Source organism: Paenibacillus aurantiacus (assembly GCF_042431225.1).
GTDB classification, from domain to species: Bacteria; Bacillota; Bacilli; order Paenibacillales; family Paenibacillaceae; genus Paenibacillus_Z; species Paenibacillus_Z aurantiacus.
This window is the reverse complement of record NZ_JBHMDO010000056.1, coordinates 94160-118536: the sequence shown is the minus strand read 5'-3', so window position 1 is coordinate 118536 and position 24377 is coordinate 94160. Positions and strand designations below refer to the sequence as shown.

The following is a 24377-nucleotide window of genomic DNA, read 5'->3' as shown; positions in this document are numbered from 1 at the left end:
TGCAGCTGACGAATACTAATCGGTCGAGGGCTTATCCTAAATGTTTAGGTTCGCAAGAGCCTGAACAAACACAGCTAAAGTGTTGAGTTTCGTATCCAGTTTTCAGGGTGTAACACACCTGAATATTCCCTGATAGCTCAGTTGGTAGAGCACTCGACTGTTAATCGAGTTGTCACAGGTTCGAGTCCTGTTCGGGGAGCCATTTCTGCTCTCATAGCTCAGTAGGTAGAGTGCATCCATGGTAAGGATGAGGTCACCGGTTCGATCCCGGTTGAGAGCTCCAGTTTCATTTTAGGCCCGTTGGTCAAGGGGTTAAGACACCTCCCTTTCACGGAGGTAACAGGGGTTCGAATCCCCTACGGGTCACCAACTTTCGGAGGCTTAGCTCAGCTGGGAGAGCATCTGCCTTACAAGCAGAGGGTCGGCGGTTCGATCCCGTCAGCCTCCACCATATTGGGGATTAGCCAAGCGGTAAGGCAACGGACTTTGACTCCGTCATGCCAAGGTTCGAATCCTTGATCCCCAGCCATTTGATATGAGCCATTAGCTCAGTTGGTAGAGCACCTGACTTTTAATCAGGGTGTCGTAGGTTCGAGTCCTACATGGCTCACCATCTTTTTAGAAGATGGATTTATGTTTTGCGCGTATGGCGGAATTGGCAGACGCACCAGACTTAGGATCTGGCGGGCGACCGTGGGGGTTCAAGTCCCTCTACGCGCATCAGGAAGAAGCTCTTGCTTAGCAAGAGCTTTTTTGCTTTTCTAGACAATCTGAGTGCAATTCCTGCTGCTCTGCCAGAACTACTCTGGCCTCGAACTACACAAGAGAAGTACAGTCACTCGTCGTGAGAGAAGCTAGGTATGGCCTTAATATTAAACCGGGTGAATGGAAGAAAATGCAGGAAATGCAGATTAATCATTGACGAATTTACTGAGAATCGTTATCATAATACATAGTGAGAATAGTTATCAATATCAAGTTTGAGTTGACATACAGAGCCATTCAAATGAAAGCTGCACGTACGGGAACATTGAAGGGAGAAGGATGCACTGTGATTCGTTTAACGACAACGGGGCTTAATATCGCTTATGAAGAACGTCTGATCGTAGAAGATTTAAACATTGCCATTCCACAGGGCAAAATCACGGCATTGGTCGGAGCGAATGGATCGGGGAAATCAACGATCCTCAAGACCATGGCGCGGATTATGTCACCGGCAGCAGGCGCGGTTATGCTGGATGGCAAGTCGATTCATAAGCAATCGACCCGTGACGTAGCTAAGCAGCTGGCAATCCTGCCGCAGAACCCGACAGCACCGGACGGACTTACCGTATCGGAGCTCGTCTCGTACGGCCGTTTTCCTTATCAGAAAGGCTTTGGATCGCTATCGAAAGACGACCGGGCAATTATTAAGTGGGCAGTGGAGGCGACGCGGATGACGGAATTCGCCGATCGTCCGATCGATCAGCTCTCAGGTGGACAACGTCAGCGGGCTTGGATCGCGATGGCCCTCGCGCAGCAGACGGATATCCTGTTCCTCGACGAACCGACGACGTTCTTGGATATGGCGCATCAGCTCGAAGTGCTAGAGCTGCTTCAAGAGCTTAATTTGACCGCGAACCGTACGATCGTCATGGTTGTCCATGATTTGAACCATGCTTCCCGCTATGCGCATCACATGATCGCGATCAAGAAGGGCAAGGTGGCCGGAGAAGGTTCGCCGGTTGAAGTCATGACGCCGGATATTCTGCGCGAAGTATTCTCGATCGAAGCGGATATTTTGGTCGATCCTCGTACTGGAGTGCCGCTTTGCCTGCCGTATGGACTTGCGGGATCGAGCGCTCCGATAAAGCACAAGAAACAAGCGGACGAACCGGTAGCGCTGCGAGCTGCAGTCTCTGCGATTTGAACGCATAAATTTTATTTTGGATACCGCGGACACGAAGCTCCGTGGTATCTTTTTTGAAATTAGATATTGCATTTCATCTGCAGTGATGATATATTATTACTTGTCGCTGCGAAATAATGCGGTGATTAAAGTGTGCGGAAGTGGCTCAGCGGTAGAGCATCGCCTTGCCAAGGCGAGGGTCGCGGGTTCGATTCCCGTCTTCCGCTCCATAATACGCGCCCTTAGCTCAGCTGGATAGAGCGTTTGACTACGAATCAAAAGGTCAGGAGTTCGAATCTCTTAGGGCGCGCCATTTTCATAACGGGATGTAGCTCAGCTTGGTAGAGCACCTGGTTTGGGACCAGGGGGTCGCATGTTCGAATCGTGTCATCCCGACCATCTTTTATCTCAACTGCGGGTGTAGTTCAATGGTAGAACTCCAGCCTTCCAAGCTGGTAGCGTGGGTTCGATTCCCATCACCCGCTCCATACATAAATTTTGAAGAGCCTTGGATTCCAAGGCTTTTTTTGCGTTTATTAATGTTTAGGGTTCAACCCGGACATTGACAAACTTATCAGGTTGGAATACCCACAAAAAGCTTCAACGGGCCATTATTTTGTAGTATGATGTAGAAAGTGAAAATTGACTGCTGGGACATCCCTGACACTGCACAAGAAGCGGATTGCCGCAAGCCGTGCCCTTGCGCTCGTACAAGGTAATCGTCACTGCCAAGGCAAATCCTGAGGAGGATCATCAATGTCGGAACAGGCCTCATCAACGTTAACGGCAAATCGGCCGCATTCGAACAACCTGCTGCGCCGAGATGTACGTTTTCTGGGGAATATTTTGGGTGATGTGCTCGTGCACCAAGGCGGGCGTGAATTACTCGATATCGTAGAGAAAATCCGCGAAATGAGCAAGGCACTGCGCGCGGAATTTATCCCGGAGCTATTTGCAGAATTCAAGCATGTCATTAACGATTTGAATCCGGAGATTCGTCATCAGGTTATTCGAGCGTTCGCGATTTACTTCCAATTGGTGAACATCGCCGAACAGAATCACCGGGTACGCCGGAAGCGGGACTATGAACGTTCGGCGGGAGAGACCGTTCAACCGGGCTCGATCGAGAGTGCTATTCAAGTGTTGAAGGAACAGGGAATTGCCATTGAAGACGTGAAGGCGATGCTGGGCGAGATCTCTCTGGAGCTCGTCATGACCGCGCATCCGACCGAAGCGACGCGCCGGGCCGTATTGGACATTCATCAACGTATTGCGCACGATATGATGGAGTTGGATAACCCGTCACTGACATATCGCGAACGCGAGAAGCTGCGTGAGAAGTTGATGAACGAAGTACTCACATTGTGGCAAACCGACGAACTGCGCGGCCGGAAACCGACCGTCATTGACGAAGTTCGCAACGGCATGTATTTCTTCGATGAAACGCTGTTTGAAGTGCTTCCTAACGTATACGAGGAACTGGAACGCTGCCTGGCCAAGTACTATCCGGGCGAAAGCTGGCATGTTCCGACATACTTGCGCTTCGGCTCTTGGATCGGCGGCGACCGCGATGGCAACCCTTCGGTGACGGCGAAGGTTACTTGGGAGACATTAACGCTTCAACGAGGTCTAGTGCTAAAGAAGTACGAGGAGCTGCTCAAAGATTTAATGGGTCTGCTCAGCTTCAGCACCAATCTCGTCGAAGTTGCGGATGAGCTAGTCGAATCCATCAAGCGCGACCGTGAAGTCGTTGAACTTCATAACGTTGATATTTGGCGCAACGATAACGAGCCGTATCGGATTAAGCTCGGCTACATGCTGGAGAAGTTGGCGAACTCGCAGAACAACGGCGCGAAGGAGCAGCGTTATAATGGTCCGGATGAGTTGTTGGCGGACCTGCTTGTTATCGATCGCAGCTTGCGTCACCATTACGCGAATTATGTAGCAGATACGCATATTCGTAAGATTATACGTCAAGTGGAACTATTCGGTTTCTATCTCGCGGCGCTTGATGTACGACAACACAGCAAAGAGCACGAGAACGCAATGGCCGAGATTTTGAAGCATATGAGCATTGTTGACGATTATGCGGCATTGAGCGAGGATGAGAAGATCGAGCTGCTGTATAAGCTGCTGACCGATCCGCGGCCGCTCACGAGCCCGCATTTTGAATACAGTGAATCGACGCGCGAATGTCTGGACGTCTACCATACGATATACCGCGCTCAGCAGGAGTTTGGCCGCAATTGCATTAACAGCTACCTGATCAGCATGACGCAGGGCGCAAGCGATATGCTCGAAGTTATGGTGTTCGCCAAGGAAGTCGGCTTGTTCCGTATTGAAGCGGGCGGCAAGGTGCGCAGCACGATCCAATCCGTGCCGCTGTTCGAGACGATCGACGATCTGCACGCTGCTCCGGGCATTATGGAGACGTTGTTCAATTTGCCGGTCTATCGCCAAGCGGTGGAAGCCAATGGCAACCTGCACGAGATCATGCTCGGGTACTCGGACAGCAATAAAGACGGCGGAGCGGTAACGGCGAACTGGGAGTTGCGCGTCGCGCTCAACACGATTACGAACACGGCGAAGAAACATAACGTGAAGCTGAAGTTCTTCCATGGTCGCGGTGGAGCGCTCGGTCGTGGAGGCATGCCACTGAACCGGAGTATTCTGGCGCAGCCGCCACATACGATCGGCGGAGGCATTAAGATTACGGAACAGGGCGAGGTGCTCTCTTCCCGTTACTCGATGCAGGGCATAGCTTACCGGAGTTTGGAGCAAGCGACATGGGCACTCATTACGGCTGCTCGTCTTGCGAAATATCCGGAACAACAGGTTGCGGACGTGGCCGAGTGGGATGAAATTTCCAAAGGAATCTCGGAGGCGGCGCAGACGAAATATCAGGATCTTATTTTCCGCGATCCGGATTTCATGACGTTCTTCAAGGAATCGACGCCGCTGCCGGAAGTTGGCGAGTTGAATATCGGTTCTCGTCCGTCGAAGCGGAAGAACAGCGACCGATTCGAAGACCTTCGCGCGATTCCGTGGGTGTTCGCGTGGACGCAAAGCCGTTATTTGCTGCCGGCATGGTATGCAGCAGGCACAGCGCTTGAAGGCTACGTGCAAGGTAATGCGGATCGTCTTGATACGCTCAGAACGATGTACGCGAAATTCCCATTCTTCACGTCGCTCATCGATAACCTGCAGATGGCGCTCGCGAAAGCGGATCTGAATATTGCCAAAGAATACGCGGGCATGATTAAAGACGATCAAGTTCGCGGGCGGATCTTCACGCTAATCGCTGAGGAGTATACACGGACGTCGTCGCTCATTCTCGAGATTACCGGTCAGTCCGAAATTTTGGATAACGTTCCGGTTATTCAAGAATCGATCCGACTGCGCAACCCTTACGTGGATCCGCTCAGCTACATGCAAGTGCAGCTGCTTACCGAGCTGCGTGAGCTGCGCGACAAGGGCGAGGATGCTCCTGAGTTGCTGCGTGAAGTGCTGCTTACGATTAACGGCATAGCGGCAGGGCTCCGGAATACGGGCTAATACGAATTCATATCAATAGGCCGGGTGGCCGGACGGCAAGTACTGTCCGGGCGCCCGGTTTTTTGTTTGCGAGCAGAACGATTATGTTTGCGCGAAATAAGGGCTGGCTCAGAAAACGATGCGGACGTGTTGCATTTTTAGTTCATTTGGATTACCATTTTGCTGGATGGCATGAAAATGCCGAATCGGCCAAAGACTAACGGATTTGCCGGTTGTCATGGCAAGCATCCTGGCCGAGCGGGCGGATCTCGCGTTGAACGGACGGGGAATGGCATTGCCGGACTGTCGCGATCACGTACGTGAAGCGAAAGTCAGCATACGTGGAGGAGAAATGGTGAAATCACTGGAAGCGCGTCTAGCGCGATTGGCGTTAAAAGGCGATCAGAGCGCTTTTGCCGAGATCGTGAGTCTATATCAGGACAAATTGTATCACATGGCATACCGGATGCTGTACAATCGTCAGGAAGCAGAAGACGTTGTGCAGGATACGTTCCTTCGCGTCTACAAAAATCTGGAGCGTTACGACGACACGATGAAGTTCTCAACGTGGATTTACCGAATCGCGACGAATTTGTGCATCGACCGTCTACGCAAAAGAAAACCTAGCTATTCGCTCGACGCGGAATCATCCGAGCACGAAGGACTTGACGGGTATTCAATGATTCCAAGCGACAATCGGACGCCGGAGAGCGAGACGCTGTTGTCCGAGACGCAGCGCATCATTCATCAGGCGATCGAAACGCTGCCGGCGAAATATAAGAGCGTCATGGTACTTCGGTATTTGCAGGATATGTCGCTTCAGGAGATCGGCGACGTGTTGGATATGCCGGTGACGACGATCAAGACACGCGTTCACCGGGGGCGGGAGTTTCTGCGCAAGAAGCTTGAGCATAAGCTGTAGCGGGACGATGAAAAAACGAAACCGTATCTGGTCAAGGCACGTAACGTATACAAGCAACAACATTGCATATCGCTTCCGCGGTAAGGCCGCGGGTTTCATCTAAGACGAAGAAAGGAATGGCTGCTATGAACTGCAACGTCGCCATCGTATGGATGCATGATTATTTAGACGGCGAACTGCCCCGCGATGATATGGCGGCTTTGAAGACGCATCTCATTGCTTGCCCATCCTGCCGCTCGCGTTTCGAGCAGCTCCAGCAGACCGAAGCGATGGCTTTCGGTATGGTCGGAGCCGGCATGGGGGCGGTACTGGACGAGAAGCAATCGGCGCTGCTCACCGAACGGATCATGAGTCAGATTCCATCGAAGCGGGCAGGTAAACCGAACGCCTTCGTGGCATGGATTCGCAAACACCCGGCCGTCACGGTCGCGGCGGTATTCGCTTTCGTCATGTTGGGAAGCTTCACGACCATGTGGGAGCAGAATACACAGCTGACGGTCAGCGGTACCGATCTGGCGCAAGTCGTCATCGAAGGCGATACGGTTACGATACCGGAAGGCGCTCGCGTGAAGGGCGATCTGACGATCGAGAACGGCAAAGCGAACGTGCTCGGCGACGTGGACGGGAACGTTACGGTCATCGATGGACAGCTTTACCAGGCATCGACGGCGCATATCGCGGGACAAACGAAAACAATCGATCAGGCGCTGGACTGGTTCTGGTATAAAGTGACACAATCGATCAGCAAATTCGCGTACTGATCGGAGGCCTCCCTTTAAGGGAGGTTTTTTTGTAAAAATAAAGGATTTACAACCCCGTTTCTAGAAGACAATAAAGTTAAGAATTCCAAAAACACGCTGATCGAAAACCAATGCAATCGGTCGTCCGGGGGTTGTCGCATGAGCTATTTTGCCGATTTGACATGGAATGAATGGATTAAGGATATTATCGACGTTGCCATTGTCAGCTACATCATTTATAAACTGATTTTGCTCGTCCGTGGCACGAAGGCAGTGCAGCTGCTGAAGGGGATCTTCGTGCTGGTTGGGACTTGGGCGATTAGCACCTGGTTTAATCTCTACACGCTCAAATGGCTGATGAATCAGATGTTCACCTTCGGGGTCGTGACGGTGCTCATCATTTTCCAGCCGGAATTGCGGCGCGCACTCGAGCAGCTCGGGCGTGGAAAGTTGTTCAGCCGCACGTCGGTGGTGGAGAGGGATGTAAGTGATCGGATTAACGAGATCATCAAGGCCATTCAGTATTTGGCGAAGCGAAAGATCGGGGCGCTCATCGTATTCGAACGAAGCACGGGCTTGAACGATTACATTGAATCCGGCATTCAGATGGAATCGCGCACGAGCTCGGAGCTGCTCATTAATATTTTCATTCCGAATACGCCATTGCATGATGGAGCGGTTATTATCCGGGGCAACCAGATCATGGCGGCGGGCTGTTATTTGCCACTGTCGGAGAATCCGTTCATCAGCAAGGAACTTGGAACACGTCATCGCGCCGGCATCGGCATCACAGAAGTGTGCGACGCCGTGTCCGTCATCGTATCGGAGGAGACCGGACAAGTGTCGCTTGCTGTAGGCGGCATGATTGTTCGTGATATTAAAGAAGAATCGCTCATCTCGAAGCTGTTCGAAGAGCTTAACCCGAACGTGAAGGAAAAGCAGCCGCTATCGTCCAAAACGCCATTCTGGCGCAGATGGAGAGGGGGCAGCCAAGATGGATAAGTGGCTCAGCCATCCGACCGCGATCAAAATCATTTCACTCGTTATTGGGGTGCTGCTGTTCGCGGTCGTTCATTTCGATTCGGAACGGTCGCCGAGCACGGTGGCCGAGCTTACCGCTTCGGAAGAGTATGACATCAACGTCGAGTACACGGGCCTGGGCGACAATTATGCGCTTCGCGGCATGGAGCCCGCGACGGTGCGAGTCAAGCTGCGGGGGACGCGGCTGGATTTGATCGAAGCATCCCGAGGAACGAAAGCTGTCATTGATTTGACCGGCATCGAGGCGGGCGTTCATGATGTTCCCGTCACGATTACGAAGCCGAATACAGTGGAATTGACCAACTACACGCCGAGCAACGTCTCGGTTCAAATCGAGCCGCTCGTGACGAAGAATTTTACGGTCGATCTCAAGACAGACGGCACGCCGGCTGAAGGGTACAAGACGGGCGTTCCCGTCCTGTCGCCGGGCGAAGTCTCGGTGACGCTGCCAGAGGACCGTATGGACGAGGTCGGCTTCGTCGGCGTCGTCATCTCGATCCAGGATGCGGACGAGAACATAACCGAGAAGAAATCGGCGATCGTGGTGTTCAACAAGGCAGGGGAAGAAATCTCGGAGGCGGTCATCGAACCAAAAACCGTCGAGGTCCAAATTCCCGTATCGCTGCCGTCCAAGAGCGTGCCGATCTCGTTCAATTATTCGGGGAGCGCCCCAGATGGACTGGCCATTGCGGCCGTCCAAGCGAATGTGGACCGCGTCACCATCTATGGCCCGCAGGAGCAGTTGGACAAAATCAGCACGTATCCCTCCGTCCCCGTCGATCTGTCCAAAAAGACGGAATCGGGGAGCTTGACGGTCTCGATTCCCGTCGCGGCAGGGATCGCAGCGGTAGAGCCGACGAAAGCGAACGTGAATGTCACGTATGCGACGACCGATACGAAAGTCATTCCGCAGGTACCCGTCACGATCAGCGGTCTTGGCAGCGGGCTGAAGGCCCAGTTGTCGGGCGCAGGCAGTGTCGATATTACGGTAAGCGGAGCGCCGAATGTACTCGCATCCCTTACTGCCGCGAATGTGGAGCTCGTCGCGGATTTGACAGGACTCGGCGTCGGTAACCACGCCGTGCTGCTGCGCGCCGATCTGCCGCGATTCGTGACGATCTCCGGCAGCAGCGGGCAAGTTACGATTGCAATTACCGACGGTTCGGCCGACGAGTCGGCTGCGAAGAGCGGAGGCGATACGTCGGGTGCGAACAATGGCGAGAGCGGAGGCGCCGCGGTAGAAGGCGTAACGAACCAAAGCGGGAAGGGTGACGTCGCCAATCCGAATACGGGAAGCGGCGGGGAGCCGAGCGGCGCCGTGAGCGGAAGCGGGAATGCTTCTAACTCGAGCGAACCGATCGTGGATCAACAAGTCCGTGCGGAAGAAAGCGAATAGATGAGTGACAAATGACGAATAGCGTCGTATCATAACGAATACACAGAACGAATACTGACAAAGGGGTATGACTATCAAATGGGGAAATATTTCGGAACAGATGGGGTCCGCGGCGTTGCGAATCGGGAGCTGACACCGGAGCTGGCGTATAAAATCGGCCGCTGCGGCGGTTACGTATTGGCAGGGCAAGCAGAGAAGCCGAAAGTGATCATCGGCCTCGATACGCGTATTTCCGGCCCGATGCTCGAGGCGGCGCTGACGGCCGGCTTGCTGTCGATCGGCGCAAGCGTTATCCGCATCGGCGTCGTGTCGACGCCGGCGGTCGCGTATTTGACGCGCGTGCTCGACGCGGATGCGGGCGTTATGATCTCGGCTTCCCACAATCCGGTTCAAGATAACGGCATTAAATTTTTCGGCGGCGACGGCTACAAGCTGTCCGATGAGACGGAGAACGAAATCGAGCGGCTGATGGATGCGGTAGTCGATGAGCTCCCACGTCCGGAAGGCGGCGACATTGGCTCGGTGACGGTTGACGAGCATGCGAAGCGGCTTTACCTCGATTTTCTCAAAACAACGGTCACGCACTCGTTCGCGGGGCTTAAAGTGGTGCTGGACTGCGCGAACGGCTCGGCTTACTCGCTAGCGCCTTCCGTATTCCGTGAGCTTGGCGCGGAAGTCATCACAGTCGGCGCGGAGCCGAACGGTTTGAACATTAACGATGGCGTCGGTTCGACGCATCCGGAATATTTGCGCGAGGAAGTGCTGAAGCACGGCGCGGACCTGGGGCTCTCCTTCGATGGCGACGCGGACCGTCTGATCGCGATCGACGAGAACGGCGAAGAGGTCGACGGCGATTTCATCCTATGCATCTGCGGCGATGCCATGAAGCGGGAAGGCAAGCTGAAGAACGACACCGTCGTGACAACGGTCATGAGCAACATCGGGTTCTTCAAAGCGGCGGAGCGGATCGGCTTGAAGACGGCTCAAACGGCGGTAGGCGACCGTTACGTCATGGAAGAGATGCGCAAAGGCGGCTACAACCTGGGCGGCGAGCAATCCGGCCATGTTATCTTCCTCGACTACAATACGACCGGTGACGGCATTCTGACGGCGCTGCAGCTCGTCAACACGCTCGTCGGCGCAGGCCGTAAACTGGGCGAAATGAAAACGCTGATGCGCAAGTACCCGCAGGTGCTCGTGAACGTGCGCGTTGCGGACAAGAGCCAGTACAAGGACAACGCTGCGATCGCGGCGGCGATTGCGAAAGTCGAACAAGAGCTCGGCGACAACGGCCGCGTGCTCGTGCGCCCATCCGGAACGGAATCACTCATTCGCGTCATGGCGGAGGGACCGGAGAAGGACCAGGTGGAAGCGTACGTGGCAGCGATCGCCGACACGGTACGTGCAGAGCTCGGCAGCGTGTAAAGGACGCCTGCGCGTCTAAGAACTGCAAGAAGGAATAAGTATAAGACAGCGCCCCCGAACGAATCGGGTGGCGCTGTTTGCGTTGCAGGCGGATGCGGACGTGGGAAGCTGCGCGCACACGTGGGGACGAAGGTGGCGTGGGAATATAGCATGTGCGCGTGGGGACGGAAGTGGCGTGGGAAGCTGGGCGGACGCGTGTGGACGGAGGTGGCGTGGGAAAATGCGTGTGCGCGTGTGGACGGAGGTGGCGTGGGAAAACGCGTGTGCGCGTGAGACGGAGGTGGTGTGGGAAAATGCGTGTGCGCGTGAGACGGAGGTGGTGTGGGAAAATGCGTGTGCACGTGGGGACGAAAGTTGGCCAAGGAAGTGCGCGAGTGCTCGTGAGGGGTGTGGATGAACGAGGGAGTACGTGTGTGTTCGTGAGGGTGGAAAGCGAACGGGGGAGGTGTGCGAGCGCTCGTGGGGGTGAATATAAACGGGAAGATTCCGCGTATGCTCGTGGAGACGAGATTGGACGAGGGAAGGTGCTACGTATGGTCTGGGGGGAATATGGTTCAAGCTCCCTTGGAAACGATATAACGGGGCACAAGTAGCTAGTTTGCGCGAATGATAGCGGGGATGCTAGATAAGCGCGTATGTCGAATAGACGGCATGATTGCTCATACCCGGGCCGATCTGTCTGTGATTCCCCTCTTGCTTCAGAGGCAGCCGTCAAGCATGGGGCAAGGAAGGCATGGACAGTCGGTCGAGTCTGGTTTTGGAGTTTATGATTAGGTCGAATGAATCAGGGGGGACTGGCTAGCTTTACCAGGTACGACAGGTCAAAGACGGATAGGATGCACGAATACGGAGCAAGAAGAGGAAGGTTGGCTGTGGCTAAAGCGGTCGTACGCCTCGACGGAAGGCGGATGTCTCTGCTAGGGGATCTCCCAGGCAGTGAGTGCTGAAGCGGATGGAAGCCAGGCGTCATTTTGACAAGTTAGACAAGAGATGAAAATAATCGTGAAAATTAGCGGTTGCGCATCGGCATCAAAATGAATATGATAGGATATGTATTCCGGAAGGAAAGAGAGGGTAGGAGAAAAGTACCACCAAGCGCCAGAGCTCGCGCGAATGGTTCCCGTTGTCGCAATCAAGGACAGCCGGGGGTGTTCGGCAAGCTGACGAGGTGGAGGTGTTCGAAATATTCGGCGGGGACCTCCCGGTTGTGCATTCCAACCGAAAGCGAATTTCGAAAACGAACGGGCGACCGGTCGCACAAAGAAATCGCGTGAATGCTTCATATGCAAGATAACGCAGATTCGTTCGGCAACGGAGGCCGTCCGGGATCTGCATGGGTTGCCCTGATTTATGTGAATGCTATTCATACCCGGCAGCAGTAAGCAACGAAGAGCTGTTGATTGCTGGACTGTCATGATTCGACTTGATACGCAGGCTTGTTTCGACAGCACGCCGCGTTTAGTTTTTTATTGTCTTTTTCCCGATTGCTTACGATGCCGTCCTGTTGCCTGCGGCTGGAGCAATACGGTTACTTGCGAGAACAGACAACCTTGTTAACGTTAGCTAACCCCTATAGCTTGGTCGCCGCATTGTGGCGGGCGCATCCGTAAGAAGCGGGCATTATCCCCTTATACGGAGGTCTGTTTAATTATGTGTGGAATCGTAGGATATATCGGTAAACGTGAATCGCAGGACATTTTGATCGAAGGGCTCAAGAAGCTCGAATACCGTGGATACGACTCGGCCGGCATTGCCGTGTTCACGAAACAAGGTCTTGAAATTCGCAAATCTATTGGCCGTCTGGCGAACCTGGAGGAAAAGCTCGAAGGACAGCCGCTGCAAGGGTCGGTCGGCATCGGTCATACTCGCTGGGCGACGCACGGCAAACCGTCGGACGTGAATTCCCATCCCCACACGGACAATTCGCAGAAGTTCTCCGTCGTGCATAACGGCATCATCGAGAACTACATCGAGCTGAAAGAAGAGCTGATCGCGAAAGGACGCCGTTTCGTATCGGAGACGGACACGGAGGTTATTTCGCATCTGGTCGCGGAAGAATATGACGGCGATATTGTGAAGGCGGTACAGCGCGCGGTGAAACGGATGCGTGGCGCGTTCGCGCTCGGCGTCCTGACGGAATACGAGCCAGAGCGTCTCGTAGCGGTGCGTTTCGCAAGCCCGCTCGTCATCGGTGTCGGCAAAGGCGAGAATTTCATCGGCTCGGACATTCCGGCGATTCTCGAGCATACGCGCGACGTGTACATTTTGAACGATGGCGAAATGGCTGTATTGACGCAGAACGGCGTCGAACTGATGACGATCGAAGGCGAAATTATTTCCAAGGAAATATTCCATGTCGATTGGGATCTGGTGACGGCGGAAAAAGCCGGATATGATCATTTCATGCTGAAAGAAATCTACGAGCAGCCGAAAGCCTACCGCGATACGATGATGGGCCGCGTGTCGGAAGACGGCAAGTCGGTCGTCCTGAAGGAAATCGGCATGACGCCGGAGCAAATCAAGGCGATCCGCAAAGTTCACATCGTGGCCTGCGGCACGGCATTCCATGCTGGCTTGGTCGGCAAAACGATCATCGAGAACTTAGCCCGCATCCCGGTTGAGACGGACGTGGCATCGGAGTACCGTTATCGATCGCCAATCATCACGCCGGATACGCTCGTCATCGTCGTCAGCCAATCGGGCGAAACGGCGGATACGCTGGCCGCACTGCGCGAAGCGAAACGCAATGGTGCCCGCGTGCTCGCGGTGACGAACGTTGTCGGCAGCTCGGTCGCCCGCGAAGCGGATGATGTCATCATCACGCAAGCCGGTCCGGAGATCGCGGTGGCGTCGACCAAAGCGTACACGTCTCAATTGATCGCGTTCAGCCTGTTCGGTCTCTACCTGGCGGAAGTGCTCGGTACGAAGGACAGCGCATGGGTAGCAGAGGTTCTTGACGCGATGCACCAATTGCCGGAGCAGGTCGAAGCGATTCTGTCGCAAGCGAACGTGCTGAAGCAAGTCGCGGAATCGATCTCGAAGCACGACAACTTGTTCTTCATCGGCCGCGGCGTGGACTTCGCGGTCGCGCAGGAGGGCTCGCTGAAGCTCAAAGAAATCTCGTACATCCACTCTGAAGCGTATGCGGCGGGCGAGCTGAAGCACGGCACGCTGGCATTGATCGAAGAAGGCATTCCGGTCATCGCGGTCATCACGCAGGAAGATCTGTATGAGAAAACGCTCAGCAACATCAAAGAAGTGAAGGCGCGCGGCGCGCACGTGCTGGCGATCGTCAACGAAGGCATGGAGCACGAAGTGGCCAAATCGGTCGACGAAACGTTCGTCATTCCGAAGACGCTGCAAGTGCTGGCGCCGGCGCTGTCAGTAGTGCCGCTTCAACTAATCGCCTACTACGCGTCGCTCGCTAGAGGCAACGATGTCGACAAACCGCGTAACCTCGCGAAGAGCGTAACGGTCGAGTAGTAAGACGAGTAACGAGTAACGTCATATACTTGTCTGGCGATAAAAAAAAGTGCGGAAACTGTAAAAAATGTATGGAACCACCAGTACGTTCTAGGTTGATCTGAGCTAAGACTCGGATCAACCCTTTTTATTTTGGTTAGACAATCATTCATTTTAACTATAACCATAGAAGCGGGTAAGCAGTGTGGTGTTGATCATCGTGCTGAATTACCCTTCTGAAGCTCAAGCCGACTGCCAGACTATGCCGTTACAGGGCGGAACCATGGGAGATGTGTACCTGGTATCAGGGCCGCCGAAACCGCGGAAGGCGAAATATTGTCGTACCGGATCGTACTGATTACGAGCAAGTTACCTATTATACAAGCGCCTGTTGTTGGCGGTACAACCCAACTAGGTGCAAAGAAAAGGTTATCGATGTGCTGTTACCAAAGGCAGCGCGATGGACTCTCCAATCCAACTTTCGACTGGTGGAGGAGGCAATATTGCTGTCGGTGTAATTCTTCAAACGCTGTAAACGAAGAAAACCATAAGGGGCGAGTGGGGACGGAACCCCCGCTTTCGAGACAGAGATCAAAACACCATTCAAGTCGAAGCAGCCAGTCGTCGGAAATCTACCAGCGACTGCTTATTTAGTTTCGTTTGAAGCGAGTAAAGTTATAGTATTCTTTTTTATCGGGTTGCCGATTGATAGATCAAACCAGGTAATACCGTATAGGATTGTAAATGTTCTTGTGACGGGGGGTGTGGTTTTCGAATCTGTCAATTTCACAACTTCCACTCGAATGGTATGGGGATTGTCCTCTGGGGTGCCGGCAAATTTAAGCAGTCGCACATTTTTCATATACTGCACGCATGCTTCACGCTGACCCTGAAGGTTTTCACTTCCGAATGAACGACCCACGACGGCAGCCGCATAGTCAGCATGTCCTTAGAAGCTTATGCGTCACGAAATCCCGGTGATGGTATCGCGGCACGCGGTGCTTGGGCACACGTCGGCCCCGTCATCGGGATGTTTGTATACGAATTAAGCGGATTTCGCATACATTCCATCTCCAGTGGCCACAATGTATCTAACAGTTGGCGATACAAATGAGGTGGTCAGGTGGATCTACTGGCTAGACAGCAGTTTCTGCTGATGATTCGGGCGCTGTACGCATACGTGGAAGAAGAGTGGGAAGCGATGGGCAAGAAGTTTGGCGTTACCCCCGCGCAGCAGATGATATTATTCATCCTGTCGACGAAGCAAGGTTCCTTGACGGTGTCCCAGATCAGTCAACTCGGCAGCTGGCATATATCGACCGTGACGCGGCTGCTCAAGACGCTCCAGGAACGCGGCTGGATTGTCGTGAGCTACGACCGGACGCAATCGAAGCACAAATACGTAACGATTACGCCGGCAGGGAAGCAGATGTATATGGAGCTGGCCGCGTACGTGAAGGTGAACGAGGATTTCCCGATCGACTTCTCCATGCTGACGAAGCAGGAGTTGATGACATTCATGAGCATCGGGGACCGGGTACTGAATAAAGGCAAGGATGGGCGGCTCGTCGAATGGGTGCGGAACGCCAAAGCCGAGGGTGTGCAATATTAGCCTAGAGTAGGAATGCCAGTACGGCCCAACGGACCTCCAAGGTCGCGCTTCCGGGTCTTATTCGAGTTGGTGCGTAAAGCGTCGGGAAATGCGCATAATAGTTCTCGTTCGTTAACTGACGCAAAGGGGCTATAGAGGTATGCATGTGGGGATAACGGCTTTCATGGTTTGGTTGAATTGGCGGTACAGGACGTATCGCCGTTGGCGGGATTTTCAACCTACCCTGCTGTATGTCGCAGCCTGTGATTTGCTCTATCAGTGCCTCTGTTCCCACTACCTCTTATGGACCTATGTGCCGAAATGGCCGATCCAACATCAGCTGCTCACGAATTATATGTATACGTTCGTGTTTTTGCCCGCGACTGCGCTTATGTTCATATTCCATTATCCTGCCGAAGGCCGTCTGTCTGTGAAGCTGCTCTACATGCTCAAGTGGTATGCCGCGTTCGTGCTCGGCGAAGGGTTCTATGTGTCAACCACCCATATGGCCTATGGTCATGGCTGGACGCTGTGGTGGTCCATGCTGTTCAACGTGATGATGTTCTCTTTGATGCTGCTCCACCATAATCGGCCCTTGTGGGCGTATGGGTTAACCGCGGCGGCGGCGGCGTTCTGGGTGATCGTGTTTCACATTCCGCTCTCTTGAAGCCAAGCTCGACTCAAACCATGCAGGCCTTCTGCGATTTGTGCTTGCGTTAATCCTCCGTAGCCGAGCACGAACGGACCAAAGGGGGGATATACCTCTGTGTTGGCCCGAACATGGAAATCCGACGCGGGCCGAATCCCGATCCCTGCTTGGCGGCTTCGCGCGAGAAGTTCCGCCACCGTTAAGCTTGTCTCATACCCAAGCAGGGCATGCAGCCCGGAGCCAACCCCCGAAACGGCGGCCGCCCCTTGAAAATGATGCGCCGCCGCGGCGAGCAGCGCCTCGCGATTGTCGTTGTAGATCGTGCGCATTCTTCGCACATGCCGCTCCAGATGTCCCTCCTCCATGAACGCCGCCATCGCAAATTGCGTTAACCGGGAGACCGTTCCGTCATCGCCCGCGAATTCCCGTTCGTACCGCTCGAGCAAAGCCGGCGGCAGCACGAGAAACCCGAGCCGAAGCGAAGGTGCGAGCGCTTTGGAGAAGGTCCCCATGTAGATCACGCGCCCATCCCGATCCATCCCCTGCAGCGCCGGCAGCGGCCTTCCGTCGTAGACGAACTCGCTGTCGTAGTCGTCTTCGATTAGCCAAGCGCGTCGATCGGCCGCCCACTGAAGAAGACGGACGCGCTTGGCTGCCGGCAGGATGCTGCCGTAGGGGAATTGGTGGGAAGGGGTCAGATAGACGCCGCATAATTCGCCTCCCCGTTCAAGGGCATCGCAGCTAATCCCGTCGTGTTCGAGCAAGATGGGCTGGGGGGCGAGCCGTTGGCGCGCGAATATGCGATACAGCCCTGGGTGCATGGCCGCCTCGACGCCGAGCGGACGTGAATCGCCGGAGAGCAGCTGTCCGAGCAGGATCGCCGCATGCTGCGTGCCGGCTGTGACGATAATCTGCTCCGGATCGCAGCTCACGCCGCGCTTCTGCTTTACATAGGATCGGATGAGACGCCGAAGACCGAGTTCCCCTTTGCCATCGCCGTAGCGGAACAGGTCGCCGCCGGCTTGGCGGATGGCGCGTTGGGTCAGCCGAGTCCACACGCGGAGCGGGAAACCTTCGTGTGCGATGGCGTCATAGGCGAAGTCGACGGACAACGGAATTGGCGATTCAGTCGGCAAAGAAGGGAGTACCCCGGATTCGGGACCCTGTAAGGGGGCCTCGAATGCGGAGGTGCTGAGGGCTGCAGGTGCCTTGACGAGTGTGTTGGCGTCTTGGAATGGGCTTACCAGCCCGCGCGCGCCGGAGAGCTTGTTTGCCTCAAGGGATGGGCTTAATCTGTTCGCGCCGGAGGGCTTGTTTGCTTCAAGGGATGGGCTTAATCCGTGCATGCCGGAGGACTTGCTTGCGTCAGGGAATGAGCTTAGCCCGCACGCAATGGAGGGCTCGCTTGAGTCAAGAAATGGGCTTAGTCCGCGCACCCCGAAGAGCTCACCTGCGTCGGGAAGCGCCGTGACCGGCACGGCCATATATCCGCTGCGGGGGCGATTCGTGACATAGCCTTCCGCGACAAGGTGAGCGTACGCCGTCTCGACCGGATTGCGGCTGATCCCCAGGTGCTGCGCAAGCGCGCGAATGGAAGGCAGCTTCGCCTCGCCCGGCAGGGAACCTCGCAGTATCTGCTCCCGGTAATAGTGATAGATCGATAGGTAGACCGGCCTCGAAGCGTCCCTGTCTAGCAGCGGCGGCATGAGCAAGCGGCTCCTCTCCTTTCGCGTGAATAGCGGTTGCATCTGTCATCCAGTCTAAAATATTTCTGTCCATTTGAAAATGACAACACGCCGCTATAATTAGCCCTGAAGCTGCAGGTGCAGCCGATATATGGAGGAGAGGCGAGGGGATCGAATGGATAATCACGGAGTTCGTAGGCATACGTATAAGGAGGCGGGCGTCGACGTCAAGGGAGCGGAGCGGGCTAAAGGGAGAATGGGGACGCTGACGGCTACGGCCGATCCCCGTGTGCTGAATCGAAGCGGCGCGTTCGCTTCGTTGTTCCTGCCCCGGTTCGAAGGCATCGATGATCCGGTGTTGGTGTTGAAGTCCGAGGAGCCGGGCTCCAAGCAGCAGCTGGCGTTCGAGCACGGCCAGATCAAGAGTATCTGTCAGGATCTGATTCATCACTTGGTCAATGACATCGTGGTCATGGGGGCGAGACCGGAGGTCGTGCTGGACACGATTCTGTGCGGGCGGATCGAGTCCGAGACGGTGCTGGCCATCGTGGAGCACCTCGCGGAAGCGTGCCGGGCGCTCGGCTGCAGCCTTGTCGGCGGCGAGACGTCGGAGCAGCCGGGCGTGCTCGCGGCGGGTCAATACATGTTGAACGCCAGTATTCTAGGCGTGGCGGACCGTACGCGAATCGTCGATGGCAGCCGAATCCGTCCGGGCGACAAGGTGGTGGCGCTCGCTTCGAACGGCCTGCATACGAACGGTTACTCGCTGGTGCGCCGGCTGATGGCCGATCGGCCGGAGATCACGCAGGAGACGATCGGGGAGATGAGTTTTCTGGATGCGATCTTGCTTCCGCATACCTGTTACTACAAGCCGCTTCGAGGTTGGTTGGGCAATGCAGCGATCCAGGGGATGGCGCATATTACCGGCGGCGGGATCGAAGGGAACGTGAAGCGGATTTTGCCAGCGGGAACAACGGCGCGAATCGAGCTCGGCCGTCTCGAAGTTCTCCCGATATTCTCCGTTATTCAACGCTATGGTCATGTACCTGCGGACGATATGCTGCAAACGTTCAATATGGGCGTGGGGCTAGTGGTCGTAGTAGAAGCTGCGAAGGTCGCGGAGTTCACCGGGGATTTGAAGATGTCCGGGTGCCAAGCGTACGAGATCGGCGACATCTTCGCCGGACAGGGGGATGTTCAATTCGCTGGCGAGCTGCCGGCGTAGACGGACAAGTTGCCCGGGGCAAACTCTCTTCGCCGATTCAAACTCTATTTCCCGGGTCGAACAGTTCTAAGAAGGGGCAACACTGTTTCTCTAGACCCACACGAAATCGCTTCTGTATAATGGTTCGAGTGTCGCGGGAGATGACATTTCCCGCGCGAGCGACGATGCAGGAGGCAAACGTAGAGATTATGGATTCATCGCAAACGCAAACGCAGTCGACCGTCGCCATCTGGGTAAGTCTGGTCAGCAACATCGTGCTGACGGTCATGAAGCTGGTGGTGGGCCTGCTGTTCGGCAGTCAGGTGCTCATCGCCGACGGCATCCATAACGCGGGGGACGTGTGTGCGACCGCGGCCGCGCTAATCTCGATGATGATCTCGAAGCGGCCGCCCGACGAGGATCATCCTTACGGACATGGCAAGGCGGAGGTCATCGGAGCGGGCATGGTCGCCGTCATTTTGGTGCTGGCTGGCTTGTTCATGGGGTACCATTCCATACAGGCGCTGATGGAGCCTGCGCATGAGGCCAATCTGCTTGTGTTGGTCGCCGCGGCGATCTCGCTCGTCTGGAAGCAATGGCTGTACATGTACACGATGCGGATCGGGCGCAAAATGAACAGCAGCGGTCTCATCGCCACCGCCTACGATCATCTGGCCGACGTCTATGCGTCGCTGGCGGCAGTGCTCGGCATCAGCATGGCGCTCGCGGGCGATCATTACGGTATCCGCTGGCTCATGTACGGCGATCCGCTCGCCGGCATCGTCGTCGCGTATTTCGTCGTGCGGCTTGCCATTCATATGGGCCGGACTTCGATCGATGTGCTCATGGAGAAGAACGTGGGCGCGGAGACGCTGGAGGCAATTACGCAGCTGGTGCTGCGCGTGCCAGAGGTGAAGCGGATCGACCGGATCCGGGCGCGGGAGCACGGTCATTACATGATCGTCGACGTCCGCGTAGGCATCCCGGCGCAGCTAAGCGTGCAGCAGGGACACGATGTGTCACGGGCGATCAAACAGGCGATCTCCCAGCATATGGACGGGGTTGAGGAAGTAATGGTCCATTTGAACCCGTGGTACGCGGATGAGCAGGAAGAGGTCGACGCGTCGGGTCCGGCACGACGCGGGCGCGAGTGAGGAGACGTTCATCGTCTGCGCCGGGCCGACGGCATCGTCGACATTGGGATGGGAAGGGAGCGGGCCGCTTGCGGCATCCGCTCCTTTTTGTGATTCGCGCGCGGCAATGGGTGCGATAATAAGTGCATGGTAGAATATGGATGGTGGAAGTGTTATGCTGCTTACGATGAATCAGTGTGGAATGTGTACGAGGAAGGAGGGGCATAGGATGAAAAGATTGTCGTCCTCCATCGCTGCCGTGCTTATGCTGGTAGCCATCGTCATCGTTGGCGGCTGTACGCGTTCGGAGGTGAAGGAACCGGAGGCCGCGGGAATCGCGGTCGGGATTGAGGTTCCGGCATCGATTCGGGCGGGCGAGCCGTTCCGCGTGCAGGGGACGTTGATCAATAAGGACAAACAGTCCCGAACGATCGAACACGGCGCGGATTTGTTCAAGCTCGAGGTGGTGGACGAGCAGGGAAAGGCTGTTCAAGTATATCATGGTGAGCAGATCATCAATATGATCGGCTATAACGTCACGCTAAAACCCGGGGAAATGTACCGGTACGATTCGGAGCAGCAGGTGCTCCCTCGGCTGGACGAGCTGACGCTTGCAGCCGGCCGTTATGAAATCGTGGCATTGGCGAAATTCCGGGTGAAGAATGGAAGCACGGAGCAGACGAAGGAAGTCCGGTCGGAACCGGTCAACATTACGGCGGAATAGTCGTGGGTTGCGGCTGGACGATGCGCAGGAAAAGAAAACGCGAGGCCCCCTGACTAATGATGGGGTCTCGCGTTTTTCTAGTATTCCAAAGCAAGCGTCACGATCTTGGCCGGGCCAACCGGCAGCGTAGCGGGAGCTCCGCTATCAAGCGGTGCAAGCCGCTCTTCCAAAATGCTGCTTGTAAACGTGCGATACGGCGCGAACGAAGGCGCGGCGGATAGCGTCGTCGGCTCGGAAGCGAGATTCGCCCAGCGGAGCATGAGGTCGCAGGTCCCGGCGGCGAGCTTCACGCTCGTCAGCGCAAGCGAAGCGCCTTCCCATGCTACCCATTGATGGACAGGCGGGAGCGGGCCGGATTGGCGAACCGGAGGCTGGGCCGTGAACCATGGCGTCTGCAGGTTGTAGGCCTCGACGTAAATGCCTGATGTAACCGGACCGTCTGCATGCGGATAGACTGTCAGCTCGGCGGTCTGAACGCCGAGGCATTGCGCTTCGGGCGTAGGGAAGTCGCCCCAGTCGCCGAGCTCGGAGACGGAACGGAGCAGCGTCAGCGCGAGCGTGCCGCGGCCGTCCAGCAGCACCTCGTACTCGTGCAGCCCCTTGCCGGCGACGGTCAGCCCGCGGCGTTCGTCGGCGACGCTGGCGAATGTCTGCATATGCTGGCAGTTGCTCGGATTGATCCATTCCTCGGCGGGCCGGGTGTCGCGACGCGCCACCTCGAAGATCGAATCGGCCCAATGATGATCGGCCGCGGCTCCCGACGGGAACAGCATGCGGATGCGGTGATCCTTCGCTTCGTTGCGAATCTCGCTATGGATGTGCACGCCGCGCCCGTGCGCGTCGAGCGAAATACGCGTCACGATGCGGCAGTCGACCGTTGCGTCCGTCCGCTTGGATGTGCGCTCGGGAACGTAGATCAGCTTGCGCTTCTCCTCTTCGAAAGCAGCTTCAGCCCCGCTCGGAAGCGCCCACTCGCGCGTAATCTCGAATACGGCGCGGTAAGACTCATCGTCAAGGAGCCGGATGTTCGCCGGGAGCCCGGCCGTGGTGAGCGGCTTCTCGCCGTCCGGCTGGCGGAAGACATACTCGTTGCCGATATCGCCGCAATCCTCGTAGACGCCGAGGCCCGCGTAGGTCTGACCGGTGGTCCGATCGACGAGGTCGAAAGAGCCGTCCTCGTGCAGGGTGACAGAGACATAGTCGTTAGCCATGCTGCGTGGACCGGTGAGCAGGGAGCGGGGAGCGGTGCTGCCGCTGTTGTTACCGACCGCGGATGGCGCGTCTTCGTGCTGGACCTCCACGCCGACCGCAAGCGGTGCGGCTCCGGGCATGCCCTCCGCGCCAGGTGCGAGCGACGTGGCGTTGGGCGCGCTTTTGGCAGCAAGCGCAAGCGTCGATGCTCCGTGCTCGCCATCCACGCCCGGTTCCCACGCGTACGTCCGGTACCCGAGCGCCGGGACGTCGACCGCTTCGAAGGCGACCCGGATTTTGCGGGCCATATACGGTTGGCGGAAGCGATCGCGGGGCAGATCGTAGCCGAAATGCACGCCGAGATCTTCCACGCGCGCCGGCACGGCGAGGCCTTGTTCGTCGAGCAGCTTGCTGCCTGCAATCTGCACGGGCAGGCGCTCCAGCTCGGCGATAATGTCCGGCAGCGAAGGGTTAACGCCGAAATAGATCCGCGCTACCTCGAGCTCTCGCTCGATGACGCCGCTGCGTGCCCAGCCGGACGTATTGAATACGGAGATCGCCGCGCCGCAATCCGCCCAAGCCGGGACGCTTGCGGTATCGATAGACGACGCGATCGCGGCCAAACTATCGTCGATAATGGCTCCGGCGACCTCCGCGCTCTTGGCGAAGCGGGCCGTCATCTCGCGATGCACCTCGTCGACGCTGCAGCCGCAGATGCTGTCGTGCGGATGGTTCTGCATAAGTGTTTTCCAAGCATACGTGAGCAGATGGTGCGGATACGCCTTGCCGGCACTGAGCTTGGCGAATGCGGCCAGCGGCTCGGCGCCGCGTTCGAGCAGCGCCTGGCCGTGCTGGTTCAGCTGCTTCAGGTAGATGCGCGAGGACGCGGTGTTCACGAGCGTGCCCCAGCCGTCGGTACGCTGGCTGCGAAGCTCGCCCTGGATCGTGACCAGGTCCTCCGGCAGCGATTCCCGCACCAGGCGCAAGTAGTCCTCGAACGTGCCGTGCACGAAATCCGCGTCCGGGTGAAGCGCGCGCGCCGTCTCGAGCGCCGCCGGCAGATCGGTCTGGACCGGCTGATGGTCGCATCCGTTCATGAACAGCAGATGCGGGGTGGAGGCGAAGCGGCGCGCGTCCGTGAGCCGCTTGGCCCAATAGCTGCGTGCTTCCTCCGCGTCCACGGGCGCTTCCATGCCGTTGTTATACCAGTTGGCGAAGAGAATGCCGAGGACGCTTGAGCCGTCCGGCGCCTGCCAGATCATCTCGGAGTACGGCGACTCGAAGCTCGCGCTCTCGCCCACCTGATTGTTGAACCCGGTCGGCTTCACGCCCCGGCCGAAGAAGGCGTTGTCGATGCCGGCTTGGGCGAACAGCTGCGGCGCCTGCCCGATGTTGCCGAAGGAATCGGGGAAGTAGCCGATCTTGGCCACGACGGGACCATAGCGGGCCGCATCCTGGTGGCCGATCTGTAAATTCCGGACGTTCGCCTCGCTGCTCGTCAGGAATTCATCCTGCAAAATATACCACGGCCCGATAATGAGCCGACCTTCCCGAATATAGCGCGCCAGCTGCTCGGCCTGCTCGGGACGCACCTGCAAATAATCGTCGAGGATGATCGTCTGGCCGTCCAGGAAGAAGGTGCGATAGTTCGGATCGCGGTCGAACGTGTCGAGCAGCGTGTCCATCAGCTCGATGAGGCGGACGTGATGCCGCTCATAGGACATATACCATTCCCGGTCCCAGTGGGTGTGGGAGATTAGATGGGCGGTCGTGCGTTGCGTTGTCATAGGTG

15 protein-coding genes and 11 tRNA genes are annotated in these 24377 nt (G+C 56.3%); 24 read left to right on the top strand and 2 right to left on the bottom strand.

The window, feature by feature from the left end; genetic code table 11:
* Positions 1 to 126 precede the first annotated feature (126 nt).
* The 21 genes from ACFFSY_RS35005 (at position 127) to ACFFSY_RS34905 (ending at position 16666) form a co-directional block, all read left to right on the top strand.
* Positions 127 to 202: transfer RNA gene (locus tag ACFFSY_RS35005), tRNA-Asn, on the top strand.
* 5 nt (positions 203 to 207) lie between these two features.
* Positions 208 to 283: transfer RNA gene (locus ACFFSY_RS35000), tRNA-Thr, on the top strand.
* Positions 284 to 294: 11 nt separating this feature from the next.
* Positions 295 to 369 (top strand) — tRNA-Glu (locus ACFFSY_RS34995).
* A 6-nt stretch (positions 370 to 375) separates the two neighbouring features.
* A tRNA-Val gene (locus ACFFSY_RS34990) sits at positions 376 to 451 on the top strand.
* 3 nt (positions 452 to 454) lie between these two features.
* Positions 455 to 529 (top strand) — tRNA-Gln (locus tag ACFFSY_RS34985).
* 8 nt (positions 530 to 537) lie between these two features.
* A tRNA-Lys gene (locus ACFFSY_RS34980) sits at positions 538 to 613 on the top strand.
* Between the two features lie 27 nt (positions 614 to 640).
* Positions 641 to 720 (top strand) — tRNA-Leu (locus ACFFSY_RS34975).
* Between the two features lie 331 nt (positions 721 to 1051).
* Positions 1052 to 1909 (top strand): ABC transporter ATP-binding protein, encoded by an 858-nt coding sequence (locus ACFFSY_RS34970; protein ID WP_377503226.1) that lies wholly within the window; start codon positions 1052 to 1054, stop codon positions 1907 to 1909.
* A 134-nt stretch (positions 1910 to 2043) separates the two neighbouring features.
* Positions 2044 to 2118 (top strand) — tRNA-Gly (locus tag ACFFSY_RS34965).
* A 6-nt stretch (positions 2119 to 2124) separates the two neighbouring features.
* Positions 2125 to 2201 (top strand) — tRNA-Arg (locus tag ACFFSY_RS34960).
* Positions 2202 to 2210: 9 nt separating this feature from the next.
* A tRNA-Pro gene (locus ACFFSY_RS34955) sits at positions 2211 to 2287 on the top strand.
* A gap of 15 nt (positions 2288 to 2302) precedes the next feature.
* Positions 2303 to 2376 (top strand) — tRNA-Gly (locus ACFFSY_RS34950).
* Between the two features lie 268 nt (positions 2377 to 2644).
* A complete protein-coding gene (ppc, locus tag ACFFSY_RS34945; protein ID WP_377503224.1) occupies positions 2645 to 5443 on the top strand; it encodes a phosphoenolpyruvate carboxylase in 2799 nt (932 codons plus the stop codon).
* A gap of 331 nt (positions 5444 to 5774) precedes the next feature.
* Complete coding sequence (sigW, locus tag ACFFSY_RS34940) at positions 5775 to 6344, top strand: RNA polymerase sigma factor SigW (RefSeq protein WP_377503234.1); 570 nt, start codon at positions 5775 to 5777, stop codon at positions 6342 to 6344.
* Between the two features lie 125 nt (positions 6345 to 6469).
* The gene (locus ACFFSY_RS34935; RefSeq protein ID WP_377503222.1) at positions 6470 to 7105 is read left to right on the top strand and encodes a zf-HC2 domain-containing protein; all 636 of its coding nucleotides are present in this window, start codon (positions 6470 to 6472) and stop codon (positions 7103 to 7105) included.
* A gap of 138 nt (positions 7106 to 7243) precedes the next feature.
* Entirely contained in the window at positions 7244 to 8086 is an 843-nt protein-coding gene (gene cdaA / locus ACFFSY_RS34930) for a diadenylate cyclase CdaA (RefSeq protein WP_377503220.1), read from the top strand.
* Positions 8079 to 9521, top strand: coding sequence for a CdaR family protein (locus ACFFSY_RS34925; RefSeq protein ID WP_377503218.1), 1443 nt, complete (start codon positions 8079 to 8081; stop codon positions 9519 to 9521). Before cdaA ends, ACFFSY_RS34925 begins: the two co-directional genes overlap by 8 nt.
* 78 nt (positions 9522 to 9599) lie before the next feature.
* Positions 9600 to 10946, top strand: a complete 1347-nt coding sequence (gene glmM, locus ACFFSY_RS34920) for a phosphoglucosamine mutase (protein ID WP_377503216.1) — start codon at positions 9600 to 9602, stop codon at positions 10944 to 10946.
* A 1650-nt stretch (positions 10947 to 12596) separates the two neighbouring features.
* Positions 12597 to 14429: a glutamine--fructose-6-phosphate transaminase (isomerizing) gene (glmS, locus tag ACFFSY_RS34915; protein ID WP_377503214.1), complete on the top strand. Its 1833-nt coding sequence runs from the start codon at positions 12597 to 12599 to the stop codon at positions 14427 to 14429.
* Positions 14430 to 15531: 1102 nt separating this feature from the next.
* Positions 15532 to 16020 (top strand): MarR family winged helix-turn-helix transcriptional regulator, encoded by a 489-nt coding sequence (locus ACFFSY_RS34910; protein WP_377503212.1) that lies wholly within the window; start codon positions 15532 to 15534, stop codon positions 16018 to 16020.
* 163 nt (positions 16021 to 16183) lie between these two features.
* Positions 16184 to 16666 (top strand): CBO0543 family protein, encoded by a 483-nt coding sequence (locus ACFFSY_RS34905; RefSeq protein ID WP_377503210.1) that lies wholly within the window; start codon positions 16184 to 16186, stop codon positions 16664 to 16666.
* Here the strand turns inward: ACFFSY_RS34905 and pdxR are convergent.
* Positions 16648 to 18354, bottom strand: coding sequence for a MocR-like pyridoxine biosynthesis transcription factor PdxR (gene pdxR, locus ACFFSY_RS34900; protein WP_377503209.1), 1707 nt, complete (start codon positions 18352 to 18354; stop codon positions 16648 to 16650). The genes ACFFSY_RS34905 and pdxR overlap by 19 nt on opposite strands.
* Positions 18355 to 18508: 154 nt before the next feature.
* Between pdxR and purM the strand changes: the two genes are divergently transcribed.
* The 3 genes from purM to ACFFSY_RS34885 all read left to right on the top strand — a co-directional run bounded on the left by purM (position 18509) and on the right by ACFFSY_RS34885 (position 21394).
* Positions 18509 to 19558 (top strand): phosphoribosylformylglycinamidine cyclo-ligase, encoded by a 1050-nt coding sequence (gene purM, locus ACFFSY_RS34895; RefSeq protein ID WP_377503207.1) that lies wholly within the window; start codon positions 18509 to 18511, stop codon positions 19556 to 19558.
* Between the two features lie 188 nt (positions 19559 to 19746).
* Positions 19747 to 20691 (top strand): cation diffusion facilitator family transporter, encoded by a 945-nt coding sequence (locus tag ACFFSY_RS34890; protein ID WP_377503205.1) that lies wholly within the window; start codon positions 19747 to 19749, stop codon positions 20689 to 20691.
* A 208-nt stretch (positions 20692 to 20899) separates the two neighbouring features.
* Positions 20900 to 21394, top strand: coding sequence for a BsuPI-related putative proteinase inhibitor (locus ACFFSY_RS34885; RefSeq protein ID WP_377503203.1), 495 nt, complete (start codon positions 20900 to 20902; stop codon positions 21392 to 21394).
* 77 nt (positions 21395 to 21471) lie between these two features.
* Here ACFFSY_RS34885 and ACFFSY_RS34880 read toward each other — a convergent pair whose 3' ends face one another.
* Complete coding sequence (locus ACFFSY_RS34880; RefSeq protein WP_377503202.1) at positions 21472 to 24372, bottom strand: alpha-mannosidase; 2901 nt, start codon at positions 24370 to 24372, stop codon at positions 21472 to 21474.
* Between the last annotated feature and the right edge of the window lie 5 nt (positions 24373 to 24377).